Origin of the sequence: Pseudomonas sp. yb_5, from assembly GCF_043103865.1 — a bacterium.
Classification (GTDB): domain Bacteria; phylum Pseudomonadota; class Gammaproteobacteria; order Pseudomonadales; family Pseudomonadaceae; genus Aquipseudomonas; species Aquipseudomonas putida_Y.
Genome location: NZ_JBICKE010000038.1, coordinates 1 through 21,762, shown reverse-complemented (window position 1 = coordinate 21,762; position 21,762 = coordinate 1). Strand labels below are relative to the sequence as shown.

General features: G+C 61.0%; 25 protein-coding genes and 1 pseudogene. 12 read left to right on the top strand and 14 right to left on the bottom strand.

What is annotated here, in order from left to right:
• Positions 1 to 48: 48 nt before the first annotated feature.
• Positions 49 to 1,170 carry a bifunctional 3,4-dihydroxy-2-butanone-4-phosphate synthase/GTP cyclohydrolase II gene (gene ribBA, locus ACF8GF_RS05045; protein WP_176682388.1) on the bottom strand — a complete coding sequence of 374 codons (1,122 nt, stop codon included), beginning with the start codon at positions 1,168 to 1,170 and terminating at the stop codon, positions 49 to 51.
• A 78-nt stretch (positions 1,171 to 1,248) separates the two neighbouring features.
• On the opposite strand from ribBA, the gene ACF8GF_RS05040 reads away from it, so the two are divergent.
• Entirely contained in the window at positions 1,249 to 1,542 is a 294-nt protein-coding gene (locus ACF8GF_RS05040; RefSeq protein WP_209966955.1) for a DUF1330 domain-containing protein, read from the top strand.
• 204 nt (positions 1,543 to 1,746) lie between these two features.
• Here the strand turns inward: ACF8GF_RS05040 and ACF8GF_RS05035 are convergent, their stop codons facing one another.
• Positions 1,747 to 2,766, bottom strand: coding sequence for an alpha/beta hydrolase (locus ACF8GF_RS05035; RefSeq protein ID WP_176682390.1), 1,020 nt, complete (start codon positions 2,764 to 2,766; stop codon positions 1,747 to 1,749).
• Between the two features lie 146 nt (positions 2,767 to 2,912).
• Between ACF8GF_RS05035 and ACF8GF_RS05030 the strand changes: the two genes are divergently transcribed.
• From ACF8GF_RS05030 to ACF8GF_RS05005, 6 genes are all read left to right on the top strand, one after another.
• Positions 2,913 to 3,797, top strand: a complete 885-nt coding sequence (locus ACF8GF_RS05030; RefSeq protein WP_176682391.1) for a LysR family transcriptional regulator — start codon at positions 2,913 to 2,915, stop codon at positions 3,795 to 3,797.
• A 26-nt stretch (positions 3,798 to 3,823) separates the two neighbouring features.
• Entirely contained in the window at positions 3,824 to 4,225 is a 402-nt protein-coding gene (locus ACF8GF_RS05025) for a hypothetical protein (RefSeq protein WP_176682392.1), read from the top strand.
• Between the two features lie 97 nt (positions 4,226 to 4,322).
• Positions 4,323 to 4,544, top strand: coding sequence for an MbtH family protein (locus ACF8GF_RS05020; RefSeq protein WP_003256222.1), 222 nt, complete (start codon positions 4,323 to 4,325; stop codon positions 4,542 to 4,544).
• Positions 4,541 to 5,260 (top strand): alpha/beta fold hydrolase, encoded by a 720-nt coding sequence (locus ACF8GF_RS05015; protein WP_176682393.1) that lies wholly within the window; start codon positions 4,541 to 4,543, stop codon positions 5,258 to 5,260. The genes ACF8GF_RS05020 and ACF8GF_RS05015 overlap by 4 nt, the downstream gene beginning before the upstream one ends.
• Positions 5,261 to 5,317: 57 nt before the next feature.
• On the top strand, positions 5,318 to 5,869 hold the full coding sequence (locus tag ACF8GF_RS05010) for a hydrolase (RefSeq protein ID WP_176682394.1): 552 nt from the start codon (positions 5,318 to 5,320) through the stop codon (positions 5,867 to 5,869).
• Positions 5,866 to 6,948, top strand: a complete 1,083-nt coding sequence (locus ACF8GF_RS05005) for a DUF1615 domain-containing protein (RefSeq protein WP_392488062.1) — start codon at positions 5,866 to 5,868, stop codon at positions 6,946 to 6,948. Before ACF8GF_RS05010 ends, ACF8GF_RS05005 begins: the two co-directional genes overlap by 4 nt.
• 285 nt (positions 6,949 to 7,233) lie before the next feature.
• Here the strand turns inward: ACF8GF_RS05005 and ACF8GF_RS05000 are convergent, their stop codons facing one another.
• The 9 genes from ACF8GF_RS05000 to ACF8GF_RS04960 all read right to left on the bottom strand — a co-directional run bounded on the left by ACF8GF_RS05000 (position 7,234) and on the right by ACF8GF_RS04960 (position 14,776).
• Positions 7,234 to 8,097, bottom strand: a complete 864-nt coding sequence (locus ACF8GF_RS05000; protein WP_176682395.1) for a metal ABC transporter solute-binding protein, Zn/Mn family — start codon at positions 8,095 to 8,097, stop codon at positions 7,234 to 7,236.
• A complete protein-coding gene (locus ACF8GF_RS04995) occupies positions 8,094 to 8,993 on the bottom strand; it encodes a metal ABC transporter permease (RefSeq protein ID WP_392488049.1) in 900 nt (299 codons plus the stop codon). Before ACF8GF_RS04995 ends, ACF8GF_RS05000 begins: the two co-directional genes overlap by 4 nt.
• Positions 8,990 to 9,739: a metal ABC transporter ATP-binding protein gene (locus tag ACF8GF_RS04990; RefSeq protein WP_176682397.1), complete on the bottom strand. Its 750-nt coding sequence runs from the start codon at positions 9,737 to 9,739 to the stop codon at positions 8,990 to 8,992. The genes ACF8GF_RS04995 and ACF8GF_RS04990 overlap by 4 nt, the downstream gene beginning before the upstream one ends.
• Entirely contained in the window at positions 9,736 to 10,638 is a 903-nt protein-coding gene (locus ACF8GF_RS04985; protein WP_176682398.1) for a metal ABC transporter substrate-binding protein, read from the bottom strand. Before ACF8GF_RS04985 ends, ACF8GF_RS04990 begins: the two co-directional genes overlap by 4 nt.
• Positions 10,639 to 10,654: 16 nt before the next feature.
• Positions 10,655 to 11,224, bottom strand: coding sequence for a DUF6162 family protein (locus ACF8GF_RS04980; RefSeq protein ID WP_392488048.1), 570 nt, complete (start codon positions 11,222 to 11,224; stop codon positions 10,655 to 10,657).
• On the bottom strand, positions 11,221 to 11,541 hold the full coding sequence (locus ACF8GF_RS04975) for a hypothetical protein (protein ID WP_176682400.1): 321 nt from the start codon (positions 11,539 to 11,541) through the stop codon (positions 11,221 to 11,223). Before ACF8GF_RS04975 ends, ACF8GF_RS04980 begins: the two co-directional genes overlap by 4 nt.
• Entirely contained in the window at positions 11,538 to 12,077 is a 540-nt protein-coding gene (locus ACF8GF_RS04970; protein ID WP_176682401.1) for a thiamine pyrophosphate-binding protein, read from the bottom strand. The genes ACF8GF_RS04975 and ACF8GF_RS04970 overlap by 4 nt, the downstream gene beginning before the upstream one ends.
• A complete protein-coding gene (locus tag ACF8GF_RS04965; RefSeq protein WP_209966930.1) occupies positions 12,074 to 13,267 on the bottom strand; it encodes a PepSY domain-containing protein in 1,194 nt (397 codons plus the stop codon). Before ACF8GF_RS04965 ends, ACF8GF_RS04970 begins: the two co-directional genes overlap by 4 nt.
• A gap of 174 nt (positions 13,268 to 13,441) precedes the next feature.
• Positions 13,442 to 14,776, bottom strand: a complete 1,335-nt coding sequence (locus ACF8GF_RS04960) for a lysine N(6)-hydroxylase/L-ornithine N(5)-oxygenase family protein (protein WP_176682403.1) — start codon at positions 14,774 to 14,776, stop codon at positions 13,442 to 13,444.
• A 174-nt stretch (positions 14,777 to 14,950) separates the two neighbouring features.
• Between ACF8GF_RS04960 and ACF8GF_RS04955 the strand changes: the two genes are divergently transcribed.
• Complete coding sequence (locus ACF8GF_RS04955; RefSeq protein WP_392488047.1) at positions 14,951 to 15,397, top strand: hypothetical protein; 447 nt, start codon at positions 14,951 to 14,953, stop codon at positions 15,395 to 15,397.
• A 359-nt stretch (positions 15,398 to 15,756) separates the two neighbouring features.
• Here the strand turns inward: ACF8GF_RS04955 and pbpG are convergent, their stop codons facing one another.
• Complete coding sequence (gene pbpG, locus ACF8GF_RS04950; protein ID WP_392488046.1) at positions 15,757 to 16,683, bottom strand: D-alanyl-D-alanine endopeptidase; 927 nt, start codon at positions 16,681 to 16,683, stop codon at positions 15,757 to 15,759.
• 194 nt (positions 16,684 to 16,877) lie between these two features.
• Positions 16,878 to 17,192: a hypothetical protein gene (locus tag ACF8GF_RS04945; protein WP_231114308.1), complete on the bottom strand. Its 315-nt coding sequence runs from the start codon at positions 17,190 to 17,192 to the stop codon at positions 16,878 to 16,880.
• 17 nt (positions 17,193 to 17,209) lie between these two features.
• On the opposite strand from ACF8GF_RS04945, the pseudogene ACF8GF_RS04940 reads away from it, so the two are divergent.
• The 4 genes and pseudogenes from ACF8GF_RS04940 to ACF8GF_RS04925 form a co-directional block, all read left to right on the top strand.
• Positions 17,210 to 17,365, top strand: a pseudogene (locus ACF8GF_RS04940) (DNA polymerase V subunit UmuC); the annotation flags it as partial.
• 224 nt (positions 17,366 to 17,589) lie between these two features.
• Positions 17,590 to 18,273, top strand: a complete 684-nt coding sequence (locus tag ACF8GF_RS04935; RefSeq protein WP_392488045.1) for a GTPase — start codon at positions 17,590 to 17,592, stop codon at positions 18,271 to 18,273.
• Positions 18,274 to 18,740: 467 nt separating this feature from the next.
• Complete coding sequence (locus ACF8GF_RS04930) at positions 18,741 to 19,532, top strand: hypothetical protein (protein WP_392488044.1); 792 nt, start codon at positions 18,741 to 18,743, stop codon at positions 19,530 to 19,532.
• 341 nt (positions 19,533 to 19,873) lie between these two features.
• Positions 19,874 to 20,815: a hypothetical protein gene (locus ACF8GF_RS04925; RefSeq protein WP_392488043.1), complete on the top strand. Its 942-nt coding sequence runs from the start codon at positions 19,874 to 19,876 to the stop codon at positions 20,813 to 20,815.
• Between the two features lie 832 nt (positions 20,816 to 21,647).
• Here ACF8GF_RS04925 and ACF8GF_RS04920 read toward each other — a convergent pair.
• A partial coding sequence (locus tag ACF8GF_RS04920) for a transposase domain-containing protein (protein WP_392519696.1) occupies positions 21,648 to 21,762 on the bottom strand: 115 nt, incomplete at its 5' end.

The window sequence follows — 21,762 nt, the reverse complement described above, 5'->3', positions numbered from 1 at the left end:
TGAACCCGCTCCTACAGAGCCTCGATAAATCAGTTGCTTATGTTGCTTTTAGCTTGCAATCCCGGGCTCGAACGGGATGCTCTGCACCACTTCCAGCTCATACCCCGCCAGACCCGCGTATTTAAGCGGAGGCCCCAGGTGACGCAGCTTGCCCACGCCAAGGTCCTGCAGAATCTGCGCCCCGGTGCCCACTTCGGAATACACCTTGGACTGGCCACGTTGATAGGGCCGCACAGGGTGGGTCAGTTGTGGTACGCGCTCCAGCAGGGCCTGGGAGGATTCGTGGTTGGCCAGGATCACCACCACGCCAGCACCTTCATCGGCCACCCTCTGCAGCGCCGCCCACAACGTCCAGTTGGCGGGGCCTGCGTATTCGGCACCCACCAGGTCGCGCAGCGGGTCAATCACATGCACCCGCACCAGGGTCGGTTGTTCGCGGCGAATGTCGCCCATGACCATGGCCATATGCACGCCACCTTCGATGCGGTCTTCATAGGTGACCAGGCGGAAGGTGCCATGCACAGTCGGTAGCTCGCGCTCGCCGATGCGCTTGATGGTCTGCTCGGTGCTCAGACGGTAGTGGATCAGGTCGGCGATGGTGCCGATCTTGATGCCATGCCGGGTGGCGAACACTTCCAGGTCGGGGCGGCGGGCCATGGTGCCGTCGTCGTTCAGCACTTCAACGATGACCGAGGCCGGGCTGAAGCCGGCCAGGCGCGCCAGGTCGCAGCCGGCTTCGGTGTGGCCGGCGCGCGTCAGCACGCCGCCTTCGCGGGCGCGCAGGGGGAAGATGTGGCCAGGTTGCACCAGGTCTTCGGGGCGGGCGTTGGGGGCCATGGCGGCTGCCACGGTGCGTGCCCGGTCAGCGGCGGAAATGCCGGTGGTGACTCCGGTGGCCGCCTCTATCGACACGGTGAACGCGGTGCTGAACACGCTACCGTTGGCCGGAACCATCTGCTCCAGGCCCAGGCGCTGGCAGTGATCGTCGGTCAAGGTCAGGCAGATCAGCCCGCGCGCCTCGCGGGCCATGAAGTTGATGGCCTGGGCGTCGCAACGCTCGGCGGCGATCAGCAGGTCGCCTTCGTTTTCCCGGTCCTCGTCATCCACCAGCAGGACCATCTTGCCTTGCCGGTAGTCCTCGAGAAGTTCCTCGATGGTGTTGAAAGCCATGGTGCACGCTCACTGTGGTGGGGTGAATTTTATGGTATACCATCATACACAAATATCGCCGTAACAGGAGAGCAGCACATGAAGGCCTACTGGATCGCCCATGTGGACGTGACCGACCCCGAGCAATACCAGCAGTACACCCAGCGCGCCCCGGCTGCCTTCAAGGCATTCGGTGGCCGCTTCCTGGCCCGTGGCGGGCGCAGCGAAGCGATGGAAGGGAGGGTTACGCCTCAGCGTAGCGTGGTGATCGAGTTCGATTCGTACGAGCAGGCCGTCGCCTGTTACCGCTCCGCGCTGTACCAAGAGGCATGCAGCCATCGCCAAGGGGTGGCGAAGGCTGAGGTGATCATTGTGGAAGGGTTTGAGCCCTGAGCAGGATTTGCCGGTCCTTTCGCGGGCAAACCCGCTCCTACACAGGCCACCACAGAATTTGACGGTTGTGGTGGCTGTGTAGGAGCGGGTTTACCCGCGAAAGGGCCGGACCTGCCGCACCGATGGCAGATTCATTGAAGCCTGCGGGCCGTTTCCGCAAATAGAAGCAAAAGACCCGCCCAGGCGGGTCTTTTGCTCATCGCCTCACTGCAGATGCACTTTAAGTTCGTTGCCCGCCTGCCGCAGCGCCGCCTTTACTGCCGGCACTTGGCTCAACGGGTTGAGCAGCCCATAGTCATGAATCATTCCGTTGTAGCGCACCGAGGTTACTGTCACGCCCGCCGCATTCAACTTGCGGGCATACGCCTCACCTTCATCCCGAAGCACATCGAACTCAGCCGTTTGCACCAGGGCCGGTGGCAAGCCCTTCAGCTGTTCGGCGGACGCCCGCAGCGGCGAGGCGTAAATCTGCGCCCGCGCCTTTGCATCAACGGTGTAGTTGTTCCAGAACCACTTCATCATCCCGGAGGTCAGGAAGTGTCCTTCGGCAAACTGCTTGTACGACGCTGTCTCGAAGCTGGCATCGGTCACCGGCCACAGCAGCAACTGGAAGCGCAGGGCAGGGGTACCGGCCTCTTTGGCCTTGAGTGCAACCACCGCCGCCATGTTGCCGCCAACGCTGTTGCCGGCTACAGCCAGGCGCTTGCCATCCACGCCGATCTCCTTGCCATGCTCGGCCACCCAGCGGGTCGCGGCGTAGGCCTGGTTGATCGCCGTCGGGTAATGCGCTTCCGGTGACGGCGTGTAGTCCACATAGACCGCCACCGCGCCCGAGCCGACCACCAGGTCGCGGATCAGTCGCTGGTGGGTCGGGAAGTCGCCCAGCACCCAGCCGCCGCCGTGGAAGAACATGAACACCGGCAGATCACCTTTCACATTGGTCGGGCGTACCACTTGCAGCTTGATCGAATGGCCATTGGCCTGAATGGTGCGTTCCTTCACTTCGATCCCCAAGAGGTCGACCTTGACCGAGGCCTGGGCGCCGGTCAGTACCGCGCGGGCATCGTTCGGGGTGAGCTGTTCCAGCGGTTTGCCGCCCCCTTTCTCCAGGGCTTCGAGGAAAGCCTGGGTGTGTTGTTCCACACCTGGGCTGCCGGCGGCGAAGGCACTGGAAACGGACAGGGCCAGAAGGGAGGTGGTGAGGACTTTGTGGACAATGTTCATGAGCGAATCCTTTTCTGTGCAAGTGTTGGAAGTGGGCGTCTTGCCTGGCCTGTGGGGCCATCGCTGCGACTTGTGCGTAGATTAGGCAGATGCGCTTGTGGGAAAAAGCCGCTATAAAGTGTTTGACTGTCACCAAGAGCGAGACAATGAACCCTTACGAAGACATGCGGATCTTTGCCCAGGTGATGGAGGCCGGCAGTTTCACCGCTGCCGCCGACCGTCTGGGCATGTCCAAGCAATCGGTCAGCCGGCGCCTGATGCAGCTTGAAGAGCGCCTGGGCGTGCGCCTGCTCAACCGCTCCACCCGGCGCCTTGATGCCACGCCACTGGGGCAGCACTACTACCAGTCTGCCCTGCGCCTGCTGGGTGAAGTGCAGCAGGTCGAGCACGACATCAGCGGCCAGGCCCAGGTCCTGCGCGGCACCTTGCGCCTCAGCGCACCGCTGTCGTTTGCCATGGCGCACCTGGGCTGCCTGCTGACCGAGTTTCTGCAGTTGCATCCCCAGGTTGATGTGGAGGTAGACCTGAGCGACCGCGCCGTGGACCTGATTGGTGAAGGCTATGACCTGGCGCTGCGGATTGGTGCACTGGAGGACTCCAGCCTGATCGCCCGCCGTATCGCCAGTGTCGAGCGGGTCTACTGTGCGAGCCCGGCGTATTTGCAAGCACGGGGAGTGCCGGGAAAACCGGATGAGCTCGCCGCGCATGATTGCCTGCCCTATGGGCATTCGCGCCAGGTGCAGTGGCAGTTCCACAAAGGTGGCAAAGCCCAGGCAATTCAGGTGACCGGGCGCATGCGGGCGAACAATGGTGAGTTGCTGCGGGGCGCTGCGATTGCCGGGATGGGGGTCACTTACCTGCCGACCTTTATCGTTGGGCAGGCGTTGGCGGAGGGGAAACTGGTGACGGTTCTGGATGAGTGGCGCCCGCCCGCGCTGCAGCTGTCGGCGGTGTATCCGCAGCACCGGCAGGTGGCGCGGCCGGTGCAGGGTTTTGTCAGCTTCCTGCGCGCGCGGTTGGCGCAGCTCTGACCGTCGCTACAGGCTATGCTTGCCCTATGAGTACACCTGTTCCTATACGCCAACCTTGCCCTCCTGGTGCCTGTGACTGCGGCCGCGAACAGCTGGCCGACCATCCGCAGGCCGCCCAGCGCATTCTCCTGCTGACTCGGCAGGAAGAAAAACGCCTGCTCGAACGCCTGGAAAACCTGAAGGACCTGGAAGACCTTCAACGTCTGCAGCAGCGGCTGTACGAAAACCTCGGCATCCGCGTGCACATCGCCCCCGGTTACAACGAGGTACGGACCATGCGCGGCATCGTCATCGAACTGGACGACCAGCCCGGGTTGTGCCGCAAGACCCGGCAGTCTATCCCTGCGGCGATCCGGCGCGGGCTGGAGCGTAATCCGCAGGTTGCGTTCCGGTTGCTCGATACGCACGACCTGTTGCGCGATACCTGAGCGTCAATTCCGTTAATTTTTACACCGCTTGCTACGTCTACTTGAAAGCCACCCTGCGCCAGGCGCGCAGCGGCATCATCACTTAAGGAGACAGGCAATGACTTCCGTTTTCGACCGCGACGATATCCAGTTCCAGGTAGTGGTCAACCACGAAGAGCAATACTCGATCTGGCCCGACTACAAAGCTATCCCCAACGGCTGGCGTGCCGTGGGCAAAAGCGGCCTGAAGAAGGACTGCCTGGCCTACATCGATGAAGTCTGGACCGACATGCGCCCGCTGAGCCTGCGCCAGAAAATGGCCGAAGCTGCCGCCCAGTGACCGTGCTGAACCTGCTGTGCCTGCCGTACTCCGGGGCCAGCGCCATGGTCTACAGCCGCTGGCGGCGCAAGCTGCCGGCCTGGTTGCAGGTGCGCCCGGTAGAGTTGCCCGGACGGGGTGCGCGCATGGGCGAGTCGCTGCACACCGACATGCAAGGTCTGGCGCGGCAACTGGCCAGCGAGCAGCGCCTGACGGCAAGCGCTCCTTATGCGCTGCTCGGCCACAGCCTGGGCGCTTTGCTGGCCTTTGAGCTGGCCCATGAGCTGCAGGCATTGGGCTGCCCGGCGCCGCTGGCCTTGTTCGCCTGCGGCACCGCGGCACCTACCCGGCGTGAGGACTACGATGGCAACAACTGGCGCGAGCCCAAGAGCGACGCCGAGCTGATCAGCGAGTTGCGTGAGCTGCAGGGCACGCCTGAGGAAGTGCTGGCCAACGCAGAGCTGATGAGCCTGACCTTGCCGACCTTGCGCGCCGATTTTCTGTTGTGCGGCACTTACACATACCGCCAGCGAGCGGCGTTGCAGTGCCCCCTGCATGTGCTGGGTGGTGTGGATGACCGGGCCAGCGATGAGCAACTGCAGGCATGGCGCAATGAAACCCACGGTGCGTTCTCGCTGCAGATGTTCCCGGGTGGCCATTTCTTCATCCATGAGCAGGAAGACCGTGTGCTCGCTGCGCTGACCGCGTCGCTGCAACCGCTTCGGCTGTCCGCCTGATTGACGTCACCGCTTGCCTGGGGGAGGCTAGGGTTTTTCCCAGGCAAGAGGCAGGTAATGCTGATCGATCCACTCAAGGCCACGCTGCTGGTCGTCGACATCCAGGAAAAACTCATCGGTGCCATGAGCGACCCCGAAGGCACTCGGGCACGGGCCCGCTGGTTGCTGGCGGCGACTGCCGAGCTGGCGCTGCCGACGGTGATTTCCGAGCAGTACCCCAAAGGCCTGGGTCATACCCTGGCCGAACTGCTGGTCGCAGCCCCGACAGCCGACGTGGTGGAGAAAAGTCACTTTTCCTGCGTGGCCGCCGAGTGCCTGCCAGCCAGCTTGATGGCGCGCGAGCAGGTGATCGTCTGTGGCATGGAAACCCATGTTTGCGTGCTGCAGACCGTGCTCGGCCTGCTGGCGCTGGGCAAGCAAGTGTTCGTGGTCGAGGATGCCTGCGACAGCCGCACCCCGGCCAGCAAGGCCGCAGGTCTGGCGCGCATGCGTGCCGCCGGCGCGCAGGTGGTGACCCGCGAGATGGTGCTGTTCGAATTGATGGGCAGTGCCGGGCACCCGCAGTTCCGCCACATCAGCAAAACCTACCTGATCGGTGAACAGCCCTGAACGGCCGGTTACTCGCTATTGCGGTGACGGCCGTGGCGCTGTTGCAAGGCTGTGCCGGGCGCCGCGAAGACGCGCCCGAAGCGGACCCGGCCAAAATCCGCGCGCAACTGCTGCGGCTGTTGCCCGCCCAGGTCAAGGACCGCGAGGGTTGGGCCAAAGATATCCAGACAGCCTTCGAAGCCCAGCGCCTAGCGCCTAGTAAAAGCAACCTGTGCGCCGTGCTTGCGGTGACCGAACAGGAGTCGACCTTCACTGCGGACCCGCAGGTGCCCAACCTTGGGCGTATCGCCCGCCAGGAGATCGACCGCCGCGCCGCGCGCCTGCATATTCCCAAGCTGCTGGTCGACGGTGCGCTGAAGACGCCGTCGGGCAACGGCCAGAGCTACCAGCAGCGTTTGCGGGCGGTGCGCAGCGAAAAGCAGTTGAGCGAACTGTACGACGAAGTCGTGGCTCGCGTGCCGCTGGGCAAGACCTTGCTGGGTGGGCTGAATCCGGTGCACACCGGCGGGCCGATGCAGGTCAGCATCGACTTCGCAGAAAAGCATGCAAGGGGTTACCCCTACAGCCATGAAGGCACGATCCGCCAGGAAGTGTTCAGCCGGCGCGGCGGCATGTATTTCGGTATTGCCCACCTGTTGGGCTACCCGGCCAACTACGAGCGCCAGCTTTACCGGTTTGCCGATTTCAACGCGGGCTGGTACGCCAGCCGCAATGCGGCATTCCAGGCGGCGTTGAGCAAGGTCACGGGGGTGAAGTTGGCACTGGACGGCGACCTGGTGGCGCCGGGGGCGATCATGCCGGGGAGCACCGAACTGGCTGCGCGCAAGCTAGGGGTAAAGCTGGGGCTGCGTAACCCGCAGATCCGAAGCCAGCTGGAGGAGGGTGACAGCCTGGCGTTCGAAGACAGCAAGTTGTACAGCGGGGTGTTCGCCCTGGCAGATGCCAAAGCCGGCAAACCGTTGCCCCGCGCGGTGCTACCGGGCATCGAGCTGAAAAGCCCGAAGATTACCCGCAAGCTGACCACGGCCTGGTTTGCCGGGCGGGTGGATGTGCGCTATCAGCGGTGCATGAAGCGTTAGCCCGGCAGTTACCGCGATCCTTGAGCGGGTTACCCGCGAATACGGTGGCGGCTGCAACAGTAAACGGCGGGTGTAAATTGGCCAGCAGGGCCGGCCCTTTCGCGGGTGAACCCGCTCCTACGACGGCCTGTGCATGCGTAGGAGCGGGTTTACCCGCGAATACGGTGGCGACTGCAACAGTGAACGGCGGGTGTAAATTGGCCAGCAGGCCCGGCCCTTTCGCGGGTGAACCCGCTCCTACGGACTACCAATGCGTGTCCACTGCAGCCGCGCGACCCTGTGCGATCAGCGCTCGCCCAATGCCCCGACGACCTGGTCGACACTGGCCTTGAGCCCCGCAATCGCATCCTCAGGGTCACTCTCCACCACCACCAGCCTGGCCCCGGCTGCCTTGATCACCTCGGCCACCGCCGCACTCGGCTGACGATGGTCCAGCACCAGCGCGACGTCCTGCGCCTTCAGGTTCTCCCCCAGCGCCTTGAGTGCGGCCGCATCCCAATCGGCCGGCAGCGGCTGCTCGACCGCATCCAGGTTCAACCCGTTGACCAGATACCCCAGTCGCTCCGACAGGCTCACCACCGTCAGGTTGTCGACTTTGGCCAGCCGCGTCTGGCTGCTGGCCGAAAGCTCCAGCAATTGGCGCTTGAGCCCTGCCAGGTTGCCCTGGATCTTCGCCTTGTCGTCCGGCGCCAGGCGCTCCAGGTCATTGGCTACCACGTCGGCCATGCGCCCGAGGTTGGTCGGGTTGAGCCAGGGGTAAGCGCCATAGGCATCGTCACCGCTCACCGCAATGCCCGGCAGTGCGCCATCCACCGGTCGCGCGGCATCGATCTCGACAATGCGGATATTGCTGCGCCGTGCCATCGGGTACAGCGGGTCGTCACGCCAGATCGATCGCACGCCGACCACCGCATCTGCCTGCTGGGCGGCCTTGTGCAGGCCAGCGCCACCACGCCCGCTGAAATATGACGGTTGACGGCTGGCAGGCAGTTTGGCCGGTGCTGCCCGCTGGAGCTGCACCGCAGTACCGTCGAGCAGGGCGCTGGCCAGGCTGTGGGTGACGGGCAGGGTCGTCAGCACTTGCGTGGCGAAAGACAGTGACGGCAGCCCGGCCAGTGCCAGCGCCAGGGTCAGGTGTTTGAAGTTCATGCCGGTTTTCCTTGCAGGCGGGGAACGAGGGCGCGGGCCAGGGCGGCCAGGGCAAAGCAGATGCCGGCGACCAGGATGATCGCGGCCCCTGACGGCACTGGCAGATCGATAACGATCGGCAACAGGATGCCGAACAGGGTGCTGATGGTGGCAATCAGTACCGACAGGAAGAAAAAGCCCTTGAGTGACTGGCTGACCAGGCGAGCGGCGGCGGCCGGGATGACCAGCAGCGCGCCGACCAGGATGGCCCCGATCACCTTCACCGCAGCCACGGTCACCAACGTCACCAGCACCACGAACAGATAGTCCAGGGTCTTCACCGCCACCCCGCGCACAGCCGCCAGCTGCGGATTGAAACTGGCCAGCATGATGCGGTTGTAGAGCGGCAGCGCCAAGGCCAGCACCAGTAGCGCGACGATGCCCAGCACGACCAAGTCCTGAGCGCTAACGGTCAGCACCGAGCCGAACAGCACGTTTTCGAGGATGTGCACGTTGATTTTGCCCGCCAACATCAACAGCAGGCTGGCGCCCAGCGCCAGGGACACCGACAGGAACACGCCAATCAGCGTGTCCGGCGACAACCCGGTGCGGTTGCGCAGGAAGTTGAGCAGAATGCCGAACAGCAGGCAATAGCCGAACAGACTGCCGTAAGGGCCGGTATAGGGCTCACCCAGCAGGATACCGATGGCCACGCCGGTCAGTGCCGCATGGCCGACCGCTTCGGAGAAGAAGGCAAACCGCTTGACCACCACCAAGGTGCCCAGGCCGCCCAGCACCGGGCCGATCATCAAGCCGGCCAGCAGGGCGTTGACCACGAAACCGTAGGCCAGCGCCTCGGGCAGATAGCCGGCAGTGGCCCAGTCCTGGACCGTTTGGCGAAAGATTTCAAAACTCATCGGGCAAGGCTCTCGCTGCGCGGGTGAACGGAGAACAGGCCAAGCAGGCGCTCTGGAGTCAGGGCCTGGGCAGGCGGGGCGTCGAACAACACCTGGCGGCTCAGGCCCGTTACCCGGTCAGCCAGGCGCAACACGGCTTCCAGGTCATGCTCGATCCACAGAACGGTAGTGCCGGCCTGGCGCCAGCCCTGCAATAACTGTTCGAACACCTGTATGCCGGCTTCATCGAGGGCCGACATCGGTTCGTCCAGCACCAGCAATTGCGGCTCTGGGATCAGGCCCTGGGCCAGCAGCACGCGCTGACGCTCGCCACCGGAAAGTGCACCCATGCGCCGCGTGCGCTTGTCGAGCATGCCAACCTGCACCAGGGCTGCATCAATGGCCGGCTTTACACGCCGCGACAGGCCGAGGAAGGCCGGGCGGCGCTGGCACATGGCGGCCATGAAGTCGTCCACGGTCATTGGCAGGCCACGGTCGAATTCCAGTGCCTGCGGCACGTAGCCGATCACTTCGCGCTCACCAGGCCAATGCAGAGTCAGTTGGCCCTCGTGCGGCATCTGCCCGAGCAGGGTCTTGATCAGCGAGCTCTTGCCGCCGCCGTTGGGGCCGACGATGGCGTGCACGCTGCCTGCCGCCACGCTGAAACTGACCTGTTCGAGGATACGTGTGCGGCCCAGGGTCAGGTCGATGCCGGCGAATTCGATGCGCGGCCCGCAGGCTGTCACCAGCTTGGCGGCAGCGGTCATGCGCGGTTCTCCTGAATGGCGCGGACCACCGTGTCGAGGTTGCGCTTCATTTCCACCTCGTACTTATCCTTGGTGTAATCGCCGTAGGAGATATGCGTCAACGGATACAGGCGCACGCCGGACTCGCGTTGAATGGTTTCGACATAGGCCGACGGGAAGTCCATTTCCGAGAAGATCACCCGCACGTCCAGCGCCTTGAGCTGGTCGATGGTCTTTTTCAGCTGTGCCGGGCTGGGCTCGATGCCATGGGCAGGCTCGACGACGGCCGTCACCTCCAGGCCGAAGTCACGCACCAGGTAGTCATAGGCAGCATGGATGGTAGCGACTCGGAACGTTGCGCCAGGGGCTTCGGTGACCTTGGCCAGGGCCTCGGCACGCATGGCGCGCAGGCGCTTGGCGTAGGCACGGGCGTTTTGCGTGTACAACCTGGCGTTGTCAGGGTCGAGCTTGCCCAGTTCGCGGGCGATGTTGTTCACCTGGGCGATGGTGGTGCTGATCGACAGAAAGGTGTGCGGGTTGACCACCTTGCCGGCACCGCGTGCGGCTATGCCGGTGGCCGCCAGCAGCGGTACATTCTGATTGGCTTCGATAGTGGCAATGTCGGGTTTTTCGCTGGTGGCGATCATGCGGTCTGCGAAGTCGTCATGGCCAACGCCGTTGAGCACCACCACGTCCAGTGTGCCGATGCGCTTGATGTCCTCGGCCCGCGGCTCGTAGGCGTGCGGGTTGAAGCCAGCCGGAATCAGGGGAACTACCTCGGCCTTGTCGCCGACAATATTGCTTACGTAGCTGTAGTAGGGGTGCAGGGTGATGCCGATACGCAGCGGCTTGCTGTTATCGGCCAGGGCCAGTGCCGGCAAGGCAAAGGCCAGGAGCAGGGCGAAGGCGGAGCGAAACATGGGCGAGTCCTTGGGTTCAGTGACGGTGTTCGCGGGTGACCCCGGCGTCGTAGTGGCTGACCACTTGTTGCCAGCCAGCGGCGATCAGGGCGGCCTGGCCGAGGTCGTCCGGAATCACGGCGGCGCTGTCGCGGCGCAGCCAGACATCGGCTTGGCCTGAGCTGTCGGGTGGCAGGATCAGCAGCAGGCTGCCGGCAACGTCAGGGGCCTGGCTGCGGCCCAGGTAGGCGCCGGGCTCCAGCCATGACCATTGGTGGCCGCCACGGCTCTGGCTGCCAGCGTCGACCATGAACGGCGGCAGGCCTTCTTCGGCCAGGGCCTGCACGCCGGGGGCAACGCCGTTTTCTTCGCGCAGTAACTGGATCTCGTCGAAGGCCACCCACAGGTCGGTGTAGAGGCCTTGCTCGGCGGCGGTGAGGTCGCGGCGAGCGTCGATCTGGTGGCGGGCGATGGCCTGTTCGTCCTCGCGCTCACCGCGCAGCAGCACCACGCTGGCGGCGAGCACCACGATAAGCAGGCTTGCCAGCAGCACATACAGGGTTTCGTGCCCGGCACCGGCCGGGCGAATGACTTGGGCGCGGCTCATGGCTGGGCGATATCGGCGTAGTCCACTTCCACCACGTGCCCGGGGCCGGCATCGAACAGCACGTAGAATTCGCCGTCCGGGCGCTTGAAGGTCAGCGTCGAGTCGTCGCCAAGCTTGCCGCCGACCAGCACCTCTTCGTCATAACCGATCACATCGAGGGTCACCCCGGGGGCACCGCTGCCGTCCGAGAAACCGCCGGTACACTTGACCTGGCCGTTGGCCAGTTCTTCGCATTCGCACATCGGGTTGTGCGCCAGTGCAGGGCCGGCGGCCAGTACCAGGACGGGCAAGGCCAGGGTGCGCATCAGGTGTTTCATTTGTTGTCTCCTTGTTTCTTGAGCCATGCCACGGTGGCTGGCGATGCCTTGGCCAGGGGGATCGACGCCTGGTGCATGCTGCCGTCCCAGCCTTCCAGGGTGATCCAGATCTGCGCGTCGGGCTTGGTGCGCGGCGGGATCGGCAACGAGGTGCCCATGTTGTACGGTGCACCGAAGAAAATGGTGCCGGCGGCGCGCAGGCTGCGCGGCTTGCCGATGCGCAGGTAGGCTGCCTTGACGTCCTTTATGCAGGCCTTGCACAACGATGCATTGAACGATTTGAAGTAGCCGGCCGGGCCGTCGGCGCGTGGCGCCTCGTCACGCAGTTCGGCAAGGTCGAGGCTGTAGGGGCCGACCTGGATGTCACTGATCACGTTGGCGCCAAGGCCGGCGTCGCCGCGGAATAGCCTGGCGTCGGCGAAGTACTTGGGCATGAAGCCCAGCGGGATCAGGATCAGCAGGATGTTCAGGTGAAAACGCCACTTCAGCCAAAGCTGCTTCAGCGGGCTGGCGGGCAGGGCCTGGGCCTGGCTCATGAGTGGACCTCCACGGTGGTTTCACTGCGTGCCGCACGCGGTGCGCGCTCGCTACGCTTGAGGGCTGCGGCGGTGGCCTGGGCGGTGCGTTTGGTCCAGATCAGCAGGCCGCTGAGCACCATCAGGGTGAGGATCAGGCCGAAGAAGAACCACACCAGCTTGATCGGCAAACCGCCGAAGTCGCCAGTGTGCAGCGGGCGCATGGACTCGGTGACGAACTCCAGGGCCGAACGGTCGCTGATCAGGAACTGGCTGTCGACATTGCGTGTGTACGGATTCACCGAAGCACTCTGGAACATCAACGGGTACCAGCCCGGGCCAGACAGCGTGACGTGGCTGTAGGCAGTGGCGGGGAGCGAGATGGAGGTCACTTCCAGCCCCGGGATCGCCAGGCCGGCAAGGCGCGCCGCTTCATCCAGGTCGATGCGCGAGGCGGGGCTGCCATCTGGCGTTTGCGGCACCTCCTCACGGGCGATCACCGGCACGATGGATCGGCTGGAAAGGGTGATGTGGTTGTCAGACAGGATCGCCTGGATCAGGAACCAGGTGCCGGTGATAGAAATGACCGCAATGAACCAGATTGACCACACCCCGGACAGACGGTGCAGGTCACCCCAGAAAATTCGCGAACCATGGCCGGTGCGCACGGGTTTGAAAAAGCCTTTCCAGAACTTCTTGTAAACCACCAGGCCGGTGACCAGCGAGGCCAGCATCGGCAGGCCGAGCAGCGATACCAGGTACCAGCCCCAGCTGAAACCATTGGTGAACGGCACCAGCCACCAGCCGTGCAGGGCGCGGGTGAAGGCTTCGAAGTTGAAGTCTGGGGTCTTGCCCTGGATGGCCCCGGTGTAAGGGTTTACATACAGCGTCGGGCTGGTGCCGTCAGGCAGGGTGACATTGGCCTTCACCGCGAAGTGCGAACCATCCGGCTGGCTCAGGCGCTCCACCACCATGTCCGGCTCGGCCTTGTTCAAGGCCTCCAGTACCTGCTGAAAGCTCATGCGCTCGGTGTCCGCGTCTGGCTTGTTGGCGCGCACGGCCGGGTCCGCGAGCCAGACGATTTCCTGACTGACCACGGCGAGCATGCCGGTGAAGCAGACGATCAGGACGAAGAACCAGATCGGCAGGGCGAGCCAGCTGTGGACCAGGAACCACAGCCTGGATTTGGATTTTTTCGGTGATTTGGCCATCAGACGGTCTTCTGTTATTGGTGGTCGAGCGTGTGCCAACCAAAGAGGGCTGTACTGATAAGGACGAATGAGAATTGAAAACCTGCAGGTTTAAATGAAAGCAAATGTTTCAAAGCGCAAAAGCCGGACTGCGCACAGGCATCAGTCCGGCCTTGATGGCTTGTTGCAGAGGAGTCAGGCGCGGGTCAGTGCCGCGGCTGCTTGGGGCTTTTCGTGCAACTGCTCCAGGTCCTGGTACAGTGCCCGGCCAATTTCCGCAGCGCGGGCCGGCAGGACCGAAAGCAGGGTGTCACTCAGACCGTGGCTGTTTTCGCAGAAGCCCTGCAGGTACACCGAGGCTTGCAGGTCCGGGCTGGCCAGTACGCGGTAGTTGCGGTCGACGCTGAAGTCCTCCAGGTAATCGGCCAGCGGCGCCAACAATTCACGGTGTGAGCGGCGCTCGTAACCGGTGGCGAGGATAACGGCATCGTAGCGGTGGGTTTGCTGCTGGGCGGTGGCGAGGTCGCGCAGGGTCAGTTCCAGGCCTTCGCGGGTAGCCACCACTGCTTCCACCTGGCGCCGGCACAGCACGTTGTGGCGGGGCTGATGGGCAACCTTCTGCCGGTAGAGGATGCCGTAGATGCGCTCGATCAGGTTGAGGTCGACCACCGAATAGTTGGTGTTGTGGTATTCGCCCAGCAGTTTGCTGCGCTGGTCGGCCGGTTCGTTGTAGACCAGGTCGGTGTAGTCGGGCGAGAAGATCTCGTTGACGAAAGGGCTGTCGTCGGCAGGTTTGAGGGCCGAGCCGCGCAGAATCATGTCGACCTTGACTGACGGGTAACTGTCGTTGAGGTCGATGAACGCCTCGGCGGCGCTCTGGCCTGAGCCGATCACGGCAATGCGCATCGGTTTGCCAGCCGTGCACGGCAGTTTGGTCAGGCTGCTCAGGTACTGCGAGTGGTGGAAGACCCGCGGGTCGTCCTTGAAGGCACCGAAGTTTTCCGGGATTTTCGGCGTGCCACCGCTGCCCACCACCACCGAGCGGGTGCGGCGGCTGTATTCGCGGCCCTGCGTGTCACGCGTGACCACGCGCAGGTGTTCGACCCGGCCTGCATGCACGTGCGGTTCGATGCGCAACACCTCCTGCCCATACACCGCCTGGGAGGCGAAATGCTCGGCGGCCCAGCGCAGGTAGTCGTTGTACTCCAGGCGGCAGGGATAGAAGGTGCCGAGGTTGATGAAGTCGGCCAGGCGCTGCTTCTGGTGCAGGTAGTTGACGAAGCTGTACGGGCTGGTCGGGGTGCGCAGCGACACCAGGTCCTTGAGGAACGAGATCTGCAATTCGCTCTGGGTAGCCAATGTCTCGCCGTGCCAGTGGTAGTCTTTCTGCTTGTCGATGAACAGTGCGTCGAGCGCATGACCCCGGGATTCGGCGAGTTCTTCCAGGGCGATGGCCAAGGCCAGGTTGGAAGGACCGAAGCCCACGCCGATCATGTCTTTGATGGTTTCCTGCTGTGAGGACTGGCTCATGGCTGCGATTTCCTGAATGGTCGAATATGGACGCCCGCCGGGGCTCCGGCTCCTGCGCAAGTACATGAGTTGGAACGAGCCAACCGGGGAGGAATTTAAGCGGGCTAAAGAACAGCGCGAGGCGGCCGATGTGGTGGTTACGGCAAGGACCAAACTTTCAGGCAAGGAATCGACATGAGCGGCATCACGGCAAGCAACCTGATGATCAATGGCGTTTCAGCGCAGACGCTGAGCGCGAATGCAGCAACCGAACGCGAACAGGCGAAACAGGCCGGTGAGGCGGTGGGGCCGTTGAGCATCAGCAGTGACAGCATGAAGGTGTCGGCGGGTAGTCAGGCGCAATCCACCGACACTGAAGAGAGTAGCGAGTCGGGGGCTGTGAGCGAGCTGCGTCAACTGATCAAGGACCTGCAGAAGCAACTGGCAGAAGAGCAGAAACAGTTGGCTGCATTGCAGAACAGCAAGTTGGACGAGGCTGCCAAGGCGGCAGCGATAGGTGCCAAGCAGGCGAGCATTGCTACCCTCAACGGGCAGATCATGGCGGCCACGGCGCAGTTGCTGGAGTTGTTGCAGCAAGAGGGCGGCAGCAGTGCGGGTGGCATGGTCAGCGCTACGGCCTGAGTGGACAAGCACAGGCCGCTGTAGGCGCGGGTTTACCTGCGAATGGGCAGGCCTGCTGGCCAATCTCCACCCGCCGTTCACCGTTGCCGGCGCGCCCGTATTCGCGGGTAAACCCGCTCCTACACACATGCACAGGCCGTCGTAGGCGCGGGTTCACCCGCGAATGGGCCAGGCCTGCTGGCCAATCTCCACCCGCCGTTCACCGTTGCCGGCGCGCCCGTATTCGCGGGTAAACCCGCTCCTACACACATGCACAGGCCGTTGTAGGAGCGGGTTCACCCGCGAACACGGGCGAAGCCCGTGCTATCCGCCGCGTTGTCTGTTTCGTGAACAAGCCCGCACGCTCCAGGATATGGCGGTTATTCGACCGCCAACCGCCCCTTGTTCTGCCGCTCGGCCTTGTACTGCATGGCCACTGCCGGTGCCGGCTTGGAGGTACCGGTTTCCAGCCATTGTCGCATGCGGCTGGCATCGGCGAAGTGGGTGTACTTGCCGAAGGCATCGAGAATGACCATGGCCACCGGCCGGTTGTCCATGCGGGTCAGCAGTACCAGGCAGTGCCCGGCTTCGTTGGTGAAGCCGGTCTTGGTCAGCTTGATGTCCCAGTTGCTCTTGTTCACCAGGTGGTCGGTGTTACGGAAGCCCAGGGTGTAGTTAGGCTTGCGGAAGGCCACGGTCTTTTCGCGGGTGGTCGACAGCTCGCTCAGCATTGGATACTTGCGCGAGGCCATCAGCAGCTTGGCCAGGTCGCGGGCAGTGGAGACGTTCTGCGTCGACAGGCCGGTCGGCTCGACATAGCGGGTATGGGCCATTCCCAGGCTGCGGGCTTTGGCATTCATTGCCTTGATGAACGCAGGGTAACCGCCGGGGTAGGCGTTGGCCAGGCTGTTGGCCGCACGGTTTTCCGACGACATCAGGGTAATCAGCAGGGTTTCGCGACGGTCCAGCAGGCTGCCCAGGCGCACGCGAGAGTACACGCCTTTCATTTCCGGGTTGTTGGCGATGGTCATGGTGAGCTTTTCATCCATGGGCAGCTTGGCATCCAGCACCACCATCGCCGTCATCAGTTTGGTGACCGAAGCGATGGGCACCACGCGGTCGGCGTGGCTTGAATACAGCTCCTTGCTGCTGTTCAGGTCGATCAGCAGGGCGCTGCCTGAAGCCAGATGCAGTTTGGATGGGTCACGTTGAACCTGGGCCGGGGGTTGTGCAGCAGCAGTCGACGGAAGGGTCGCGGTACCTGTGAGCAACAGCAGCAGGCTGAGGATAGACAGGGAAGTTTTCACGTTGAGGCTCACTAAAAGTTTGTATGTCGTTGGCTGTGCAAGGGTTTTCCCCCTAGAAACCGATGCATTCTGGAGTATGGCTGAATTGCTGTCGAATGCCTTATGACCAAAGGGCGCAAGGTGAACGATATTTAATCCTGTACCCATTACGTTCTTTTCCAGCTTCGCCAGTTCCGTCCAATCGTTGGCAGAATTCAACCACTTGGCGTAGGTCGAGAGAAGCACCTGCACCGAGCGCCCAAGCTGCCCAGCAATGAACGCTGGATTCGTGGTGACGAGCCAGAAGGCTGGAAGATGAATGGCGACTCCGTCGAGACGCGGCGCTTCTGCTTCGAGCGGTATTGCGCGATCTCTCTGGCCCTTGCCAGTGCGCCAAGAGCCCGGCTGTTCAACATTACGGTGCGGGTGTATTTCGTCTTGGTCCGCTCGACTGCCTGCTTTTCAACCACGATCCGGCAGATGTGAGCCGTCTTTTTCTCGACGTCGACCTCATCCCAGCGCAGCGACATAATCTCGCCTGTGCGCATACCCACCCTGCGACACGCTGCTGATGACCCGATTTGCCTCAGAGGCGGTCGACCGTATCTTCAGGCCCGGCTTTCGGTACAGCAAGGCAGAGGTGCTGCTGATGGACTTGCGGCAACCCGGTGAGTTGGCAGAGGACTTGTTTGCGCTCAAGCAATGAGTGGCTGCATTCGACCTACATCTGCCTTTAAAAAAGGACAGCTAACGGCCAGAAGCTGCCATTGGAGTCGTTTTTTCAGGAGACCAGTGTCAGACTGGGTGCAGCCGTTCGCTTGTAGAAGGCGAGTGTCAGCGGCGGCTGGAGCCGGGCCGCTCGAGCTCTGCCGGATGGCGTGGCAGCTGTTCAATCAATCATTGTGAAGAGAGAGCGAGTCTCAAACCATGGTGCCATTTATCATTGCCGGCGTCGTTGTACTGGGCGCAGTCGCCTACAAGGTCTATTCGGACAGCGCTGGTTCGTCGACTACGCCGCCGCCGACAAGCCCCAACCCTCCGGCTCGCCGGTTGGGCAACTTTGTCATCTGGGGGCGTCCCAACTCGGGCAAGACGACATTTATTTCGCAACTGCGTGGAGAGCATATTCAGTTAGTCGATAAAAAGGCAACCACATCGCGTACCACGTACAAGGACGTCAAGTTACAACTAGCCTCAGATCTCGTCGTTGATAGCATCGTGGACATGCCCGGCACGGATGATCGTCTGGAAGACTGGTGCGAATTGGTGGCGAAGGGTGACCACGTATTTTACCTCATCAATATTTCCCGCATCGATAATGCTGGGTATGCGGCGGCCGTCCGTACAGACTTCAAGGCAACCATTGATGCCTTGAACAAATCATCCAAAGGCCGAAAGCGCATCAACATCATTGCCTCCCACATTGATCAATCAAAATGGAACACCGTGGATACCGCACAAGTGAACAACGTGCTGCAAGAGGACCCAGTCATTCGGCGAATGTATGAGTCTATGGAAGGTGTCAAGGGGTATGTCTACTCCGCCAATCTCACCGACCCCACCAGTTTCAAGCACTTGTTGCAGAGTATTGTTGATGACCTCCAAGCTTGACCTCAGGTACGAGGCTTACTTGTACGCGCAAGACCTGAACAACGAGGGAGGCGTGGCCTACTGCCGCGTTAGCGACGGCGGCGCGGTGGGCGAACAATTGGTCAGGCCAGATCAACGGCTACCACATGTTCGCCAGTTGTTGGATGAGATCCAAAACACAGGCAGGGCGTGGGCTGTCGGTGGCAACGCTTTGTCATGCCGCGTGAGCTTGACGGGCGACTGCATCATCACGGTTCGGCCTGTGACGCTGGATGCCGGTGGCCGTGTGTCGCCCGTGTTACTCTTGTTCAATGCGTTAGGCCCCTCCCGAAGGTTGGGAGCTGCTGCATTGACCGCTGTGCCCACTTACTTGAATCGACAGCTGGATCAACCAACTCTGGAGGCCCTGGCGCGGCTGCAGCAGTTGCTCGCTTTGCCGCGTTGGATTCTTTTTTTGCATATTGTATTTCAGAGTAAGAGAGCCCTTCATGATTGAGCCCTACACCCAAAAGATCATTTTTGTTGACCAGCCTTTCATGGAGGAACTCAAACACGCGTCGATCACGTCATTCCAATCGTTCGAGGCCCCCGACCTGGACACCAAGGTGATCACGTTACCGCTGACGGCCTCTAATGCCACAGAGTTGATGCACCATGTCAATGCCTGTGATGTGCGCCCTGGCAGCGTGCTCGTGAAGCCTGGATACACGGATCAGTTTGTGACTTTGGATGAGTTCACTGACGACCATGCCAAGAACAAATTTGATGTGTGGCTGCAGCTGTGCGTGGCCTTGGGTGCCAAGAAAGTCGATGTCACAAATATCGAGGAAGTCAGCTTGGAGGCTGAGGAGCACTCATCGATCAGCGCTGATATCAATGGCAAGAGCCATTTCGGTTCCTTGAACGCCGGCATCAAGGACCATGATTCCAGCCAAAGTGAGCAGGTTCGTCAATCGATCATGAAGTTGAAAGTGGCTGCTACAGGTGGGGAACCAGATTTTCAGGCTGCAGATCGCATCTTGAATCAATACGGTGTGCACAAAGAGCCGATGTTCAAGAGCCTCTACAACATGCGCAGTGTCGGCAGTAATACGCTGCTCAAACACGAGTTCTCGCTCGACATGTCGACCGACGTCAAGAAGGTACTGAACGCTTCGTTGAAGGCCAAGCTTGAGGTGATGAGCAAGATCTGCGAGGGACGTGCCGAGTTTGACCGTGCTCGCACGTCGATGGAGAAAGGGCGTACAGCGTTGAAGTTGACCGTGACCGTGGAGTTCTGATGACGGCCCCCTTCACTCCCGATCAACCATGACCAGCGGTCATTCCAGGTGTGAGCGATGCGCACTTGCCTAGTGATGTTTGCAGCACATTGGCACCGGTCGCTGGCGCGGCACCGTTTGAAGGTCGAACGTCGGCTTCCTGGTGGACACCGTGAGGTTAGGAGTCCATGGCGACCGACTGCAACCCGTTGCGAAGCAGTCGTCGGTCTTTCCTCATTGAACTTCCGCTTTGGGTCGAAAGCGGAAGTTCGCAAGTGTCCGCTTTCGACCCGAAACTGCCGCTGAAATGATCGCGCAATCAATTTTTTAGAACCTATTTCTGGCTTAATTAGGATATAAGCATGAAAAAATTAGCTCTATCTTTATCGCTTCCTTTGATCGTTTTTTTATCTACAATTCTGCTCTGTCAAAGCGCCGCAGCTACTTCTCAGGTGAACGCTGTAGGCGAAACATCAGCTAAAGTTTCGGACACCCGCCCTCTTGCGCTGGAAGGTGTGGCGGAAGTCAGCACACCTCCAAAGACAAAAGCATCGGACGAGTCGGAGCTGAAAATTCTTAAAGAAAAGAATCGTCTAATCTCTGAATTTCAGAGCTCCATGCTATCAATTGTTTTATGGGCTCTCAGTGCCGTTGTAAGTACCGTGCTTTTGTTGGTTGGTGCCAGCTTATTCACTAACTTCAAGTTGCATGATAAGGAACTCCTGCGGATCAAAGAAGATTACGATGGGAGAATAAAAATACTTAAGTCAGAGATAGAAGCTAGTCTCGCCGTCGCAAGTCGTGAAATAGCAGCAGCACAAGAAATTAGAAGTCAGCAGGACCTCGATAGAATGTTGGATCAGGCATCGCAAGTAAGGTCGCACTTTGAAGCGGTAAGAGGATCGCTCGAAAGTAAGTTTGATGAGGTGTTAAAAAGCACGACGCGATCCGATGCTGAGATTAAAAGAGTAAATGATAATTTAGTAAGGGTAACCATGGATTTGCGGAGGGCAGAGTCTTTAATTTGGGATGTAAAAGAAATACCAGTCAATCATTTAATTAGCTCTCTGCAAGGCCTCGATGCTGCGTTGCTATCGAACAATGATTACCATATCGATGAATTTGTTGATCGGATTAAAGGATCGCTGCAGGAGAACTTTATCGATAAAGGTCTTGCTGTAGATGAAGAGATATTGAGCTTTTTCGAAAGACGACTTACTAAACTTGCAGAGGTGAGGCCGGAAGGCGAAAAAGATATTCGTGCGCTATTAGCATTGTGCACTGAAGTGAGTACTAATGCTTAGCTGTAATCTCAGAAAGTATGGGGCACTCATTGCAGAGAGAATTAGCACTGGCATGCGCTTGAGGTAGGGAACGCAGAGTCCTGACAATCTGCTTTTGCTCGATATCAGCCCCCCTGACGAGAGTCGGCTTTGGGTCGACAGCGGACTGTGGGAGGTGGCTGTAGCTGACGACCCAGGATGGATCTTGGTTGGCTGAACGCCTGGATGGGGGAGTAAAGCTGTCTAAAACCGCTCGAAAGCGTCTCGGTCTTATTGGGCCAAAGTCGCTGAAACTGGCTGAACCCTATTAGACAGGCCAGATGCTCAGGCCGCTTGCGGTGCGGTCTGAGGATAGACTCCCACGCTACTGCTGCATTGCCGGGATGTGCTGGATGGACGCACAGCCGGCGCGTACCAATTTTTGCACCAATGGCTATGTTTTTGAGTGGGATGCAGTGTAGCGAAAGGTCCCGGTATTGAGGTTCTCGCCCGTGTCCGGTGATCTGATATAAAACCTTTCTGGACAGGGTAAGCGCACACTTGATGTAGCTCAGAGCTTCTGAGCATTGAGAGGTGCGTATGACCATAGATAGGGATGGAATGGATTGTGATCAGCAGGCTATCAGGCCGGCTGAAAACAATGGTCCGCCAGGCAGTCAAGACTCGGAAGGTAAAAGGGAGCAGCCCGAGGATCGCGACGATTCCGCACATAATCGGCCCTTTCGAGGCAGGCAGAGACCAGGCCCGCCGGACCCATCGCGGGCATCCAATACCGAGCGTTATAGTTATCACAAGCGCCCACTGGAGTGTAACCGATCCATGAACCCCACCTACCACAAGGTGGAAGCCAAGGTTACCGTGGCATCTCTGGCGAACAGTTCCATGGCAGCAGCGCTTCGTAGTCTGCTACCGATGAGGCGTGCGGCAGTCGCTCCAGGACGTGGCGCAGCCACGTATAGGGCTCTTGG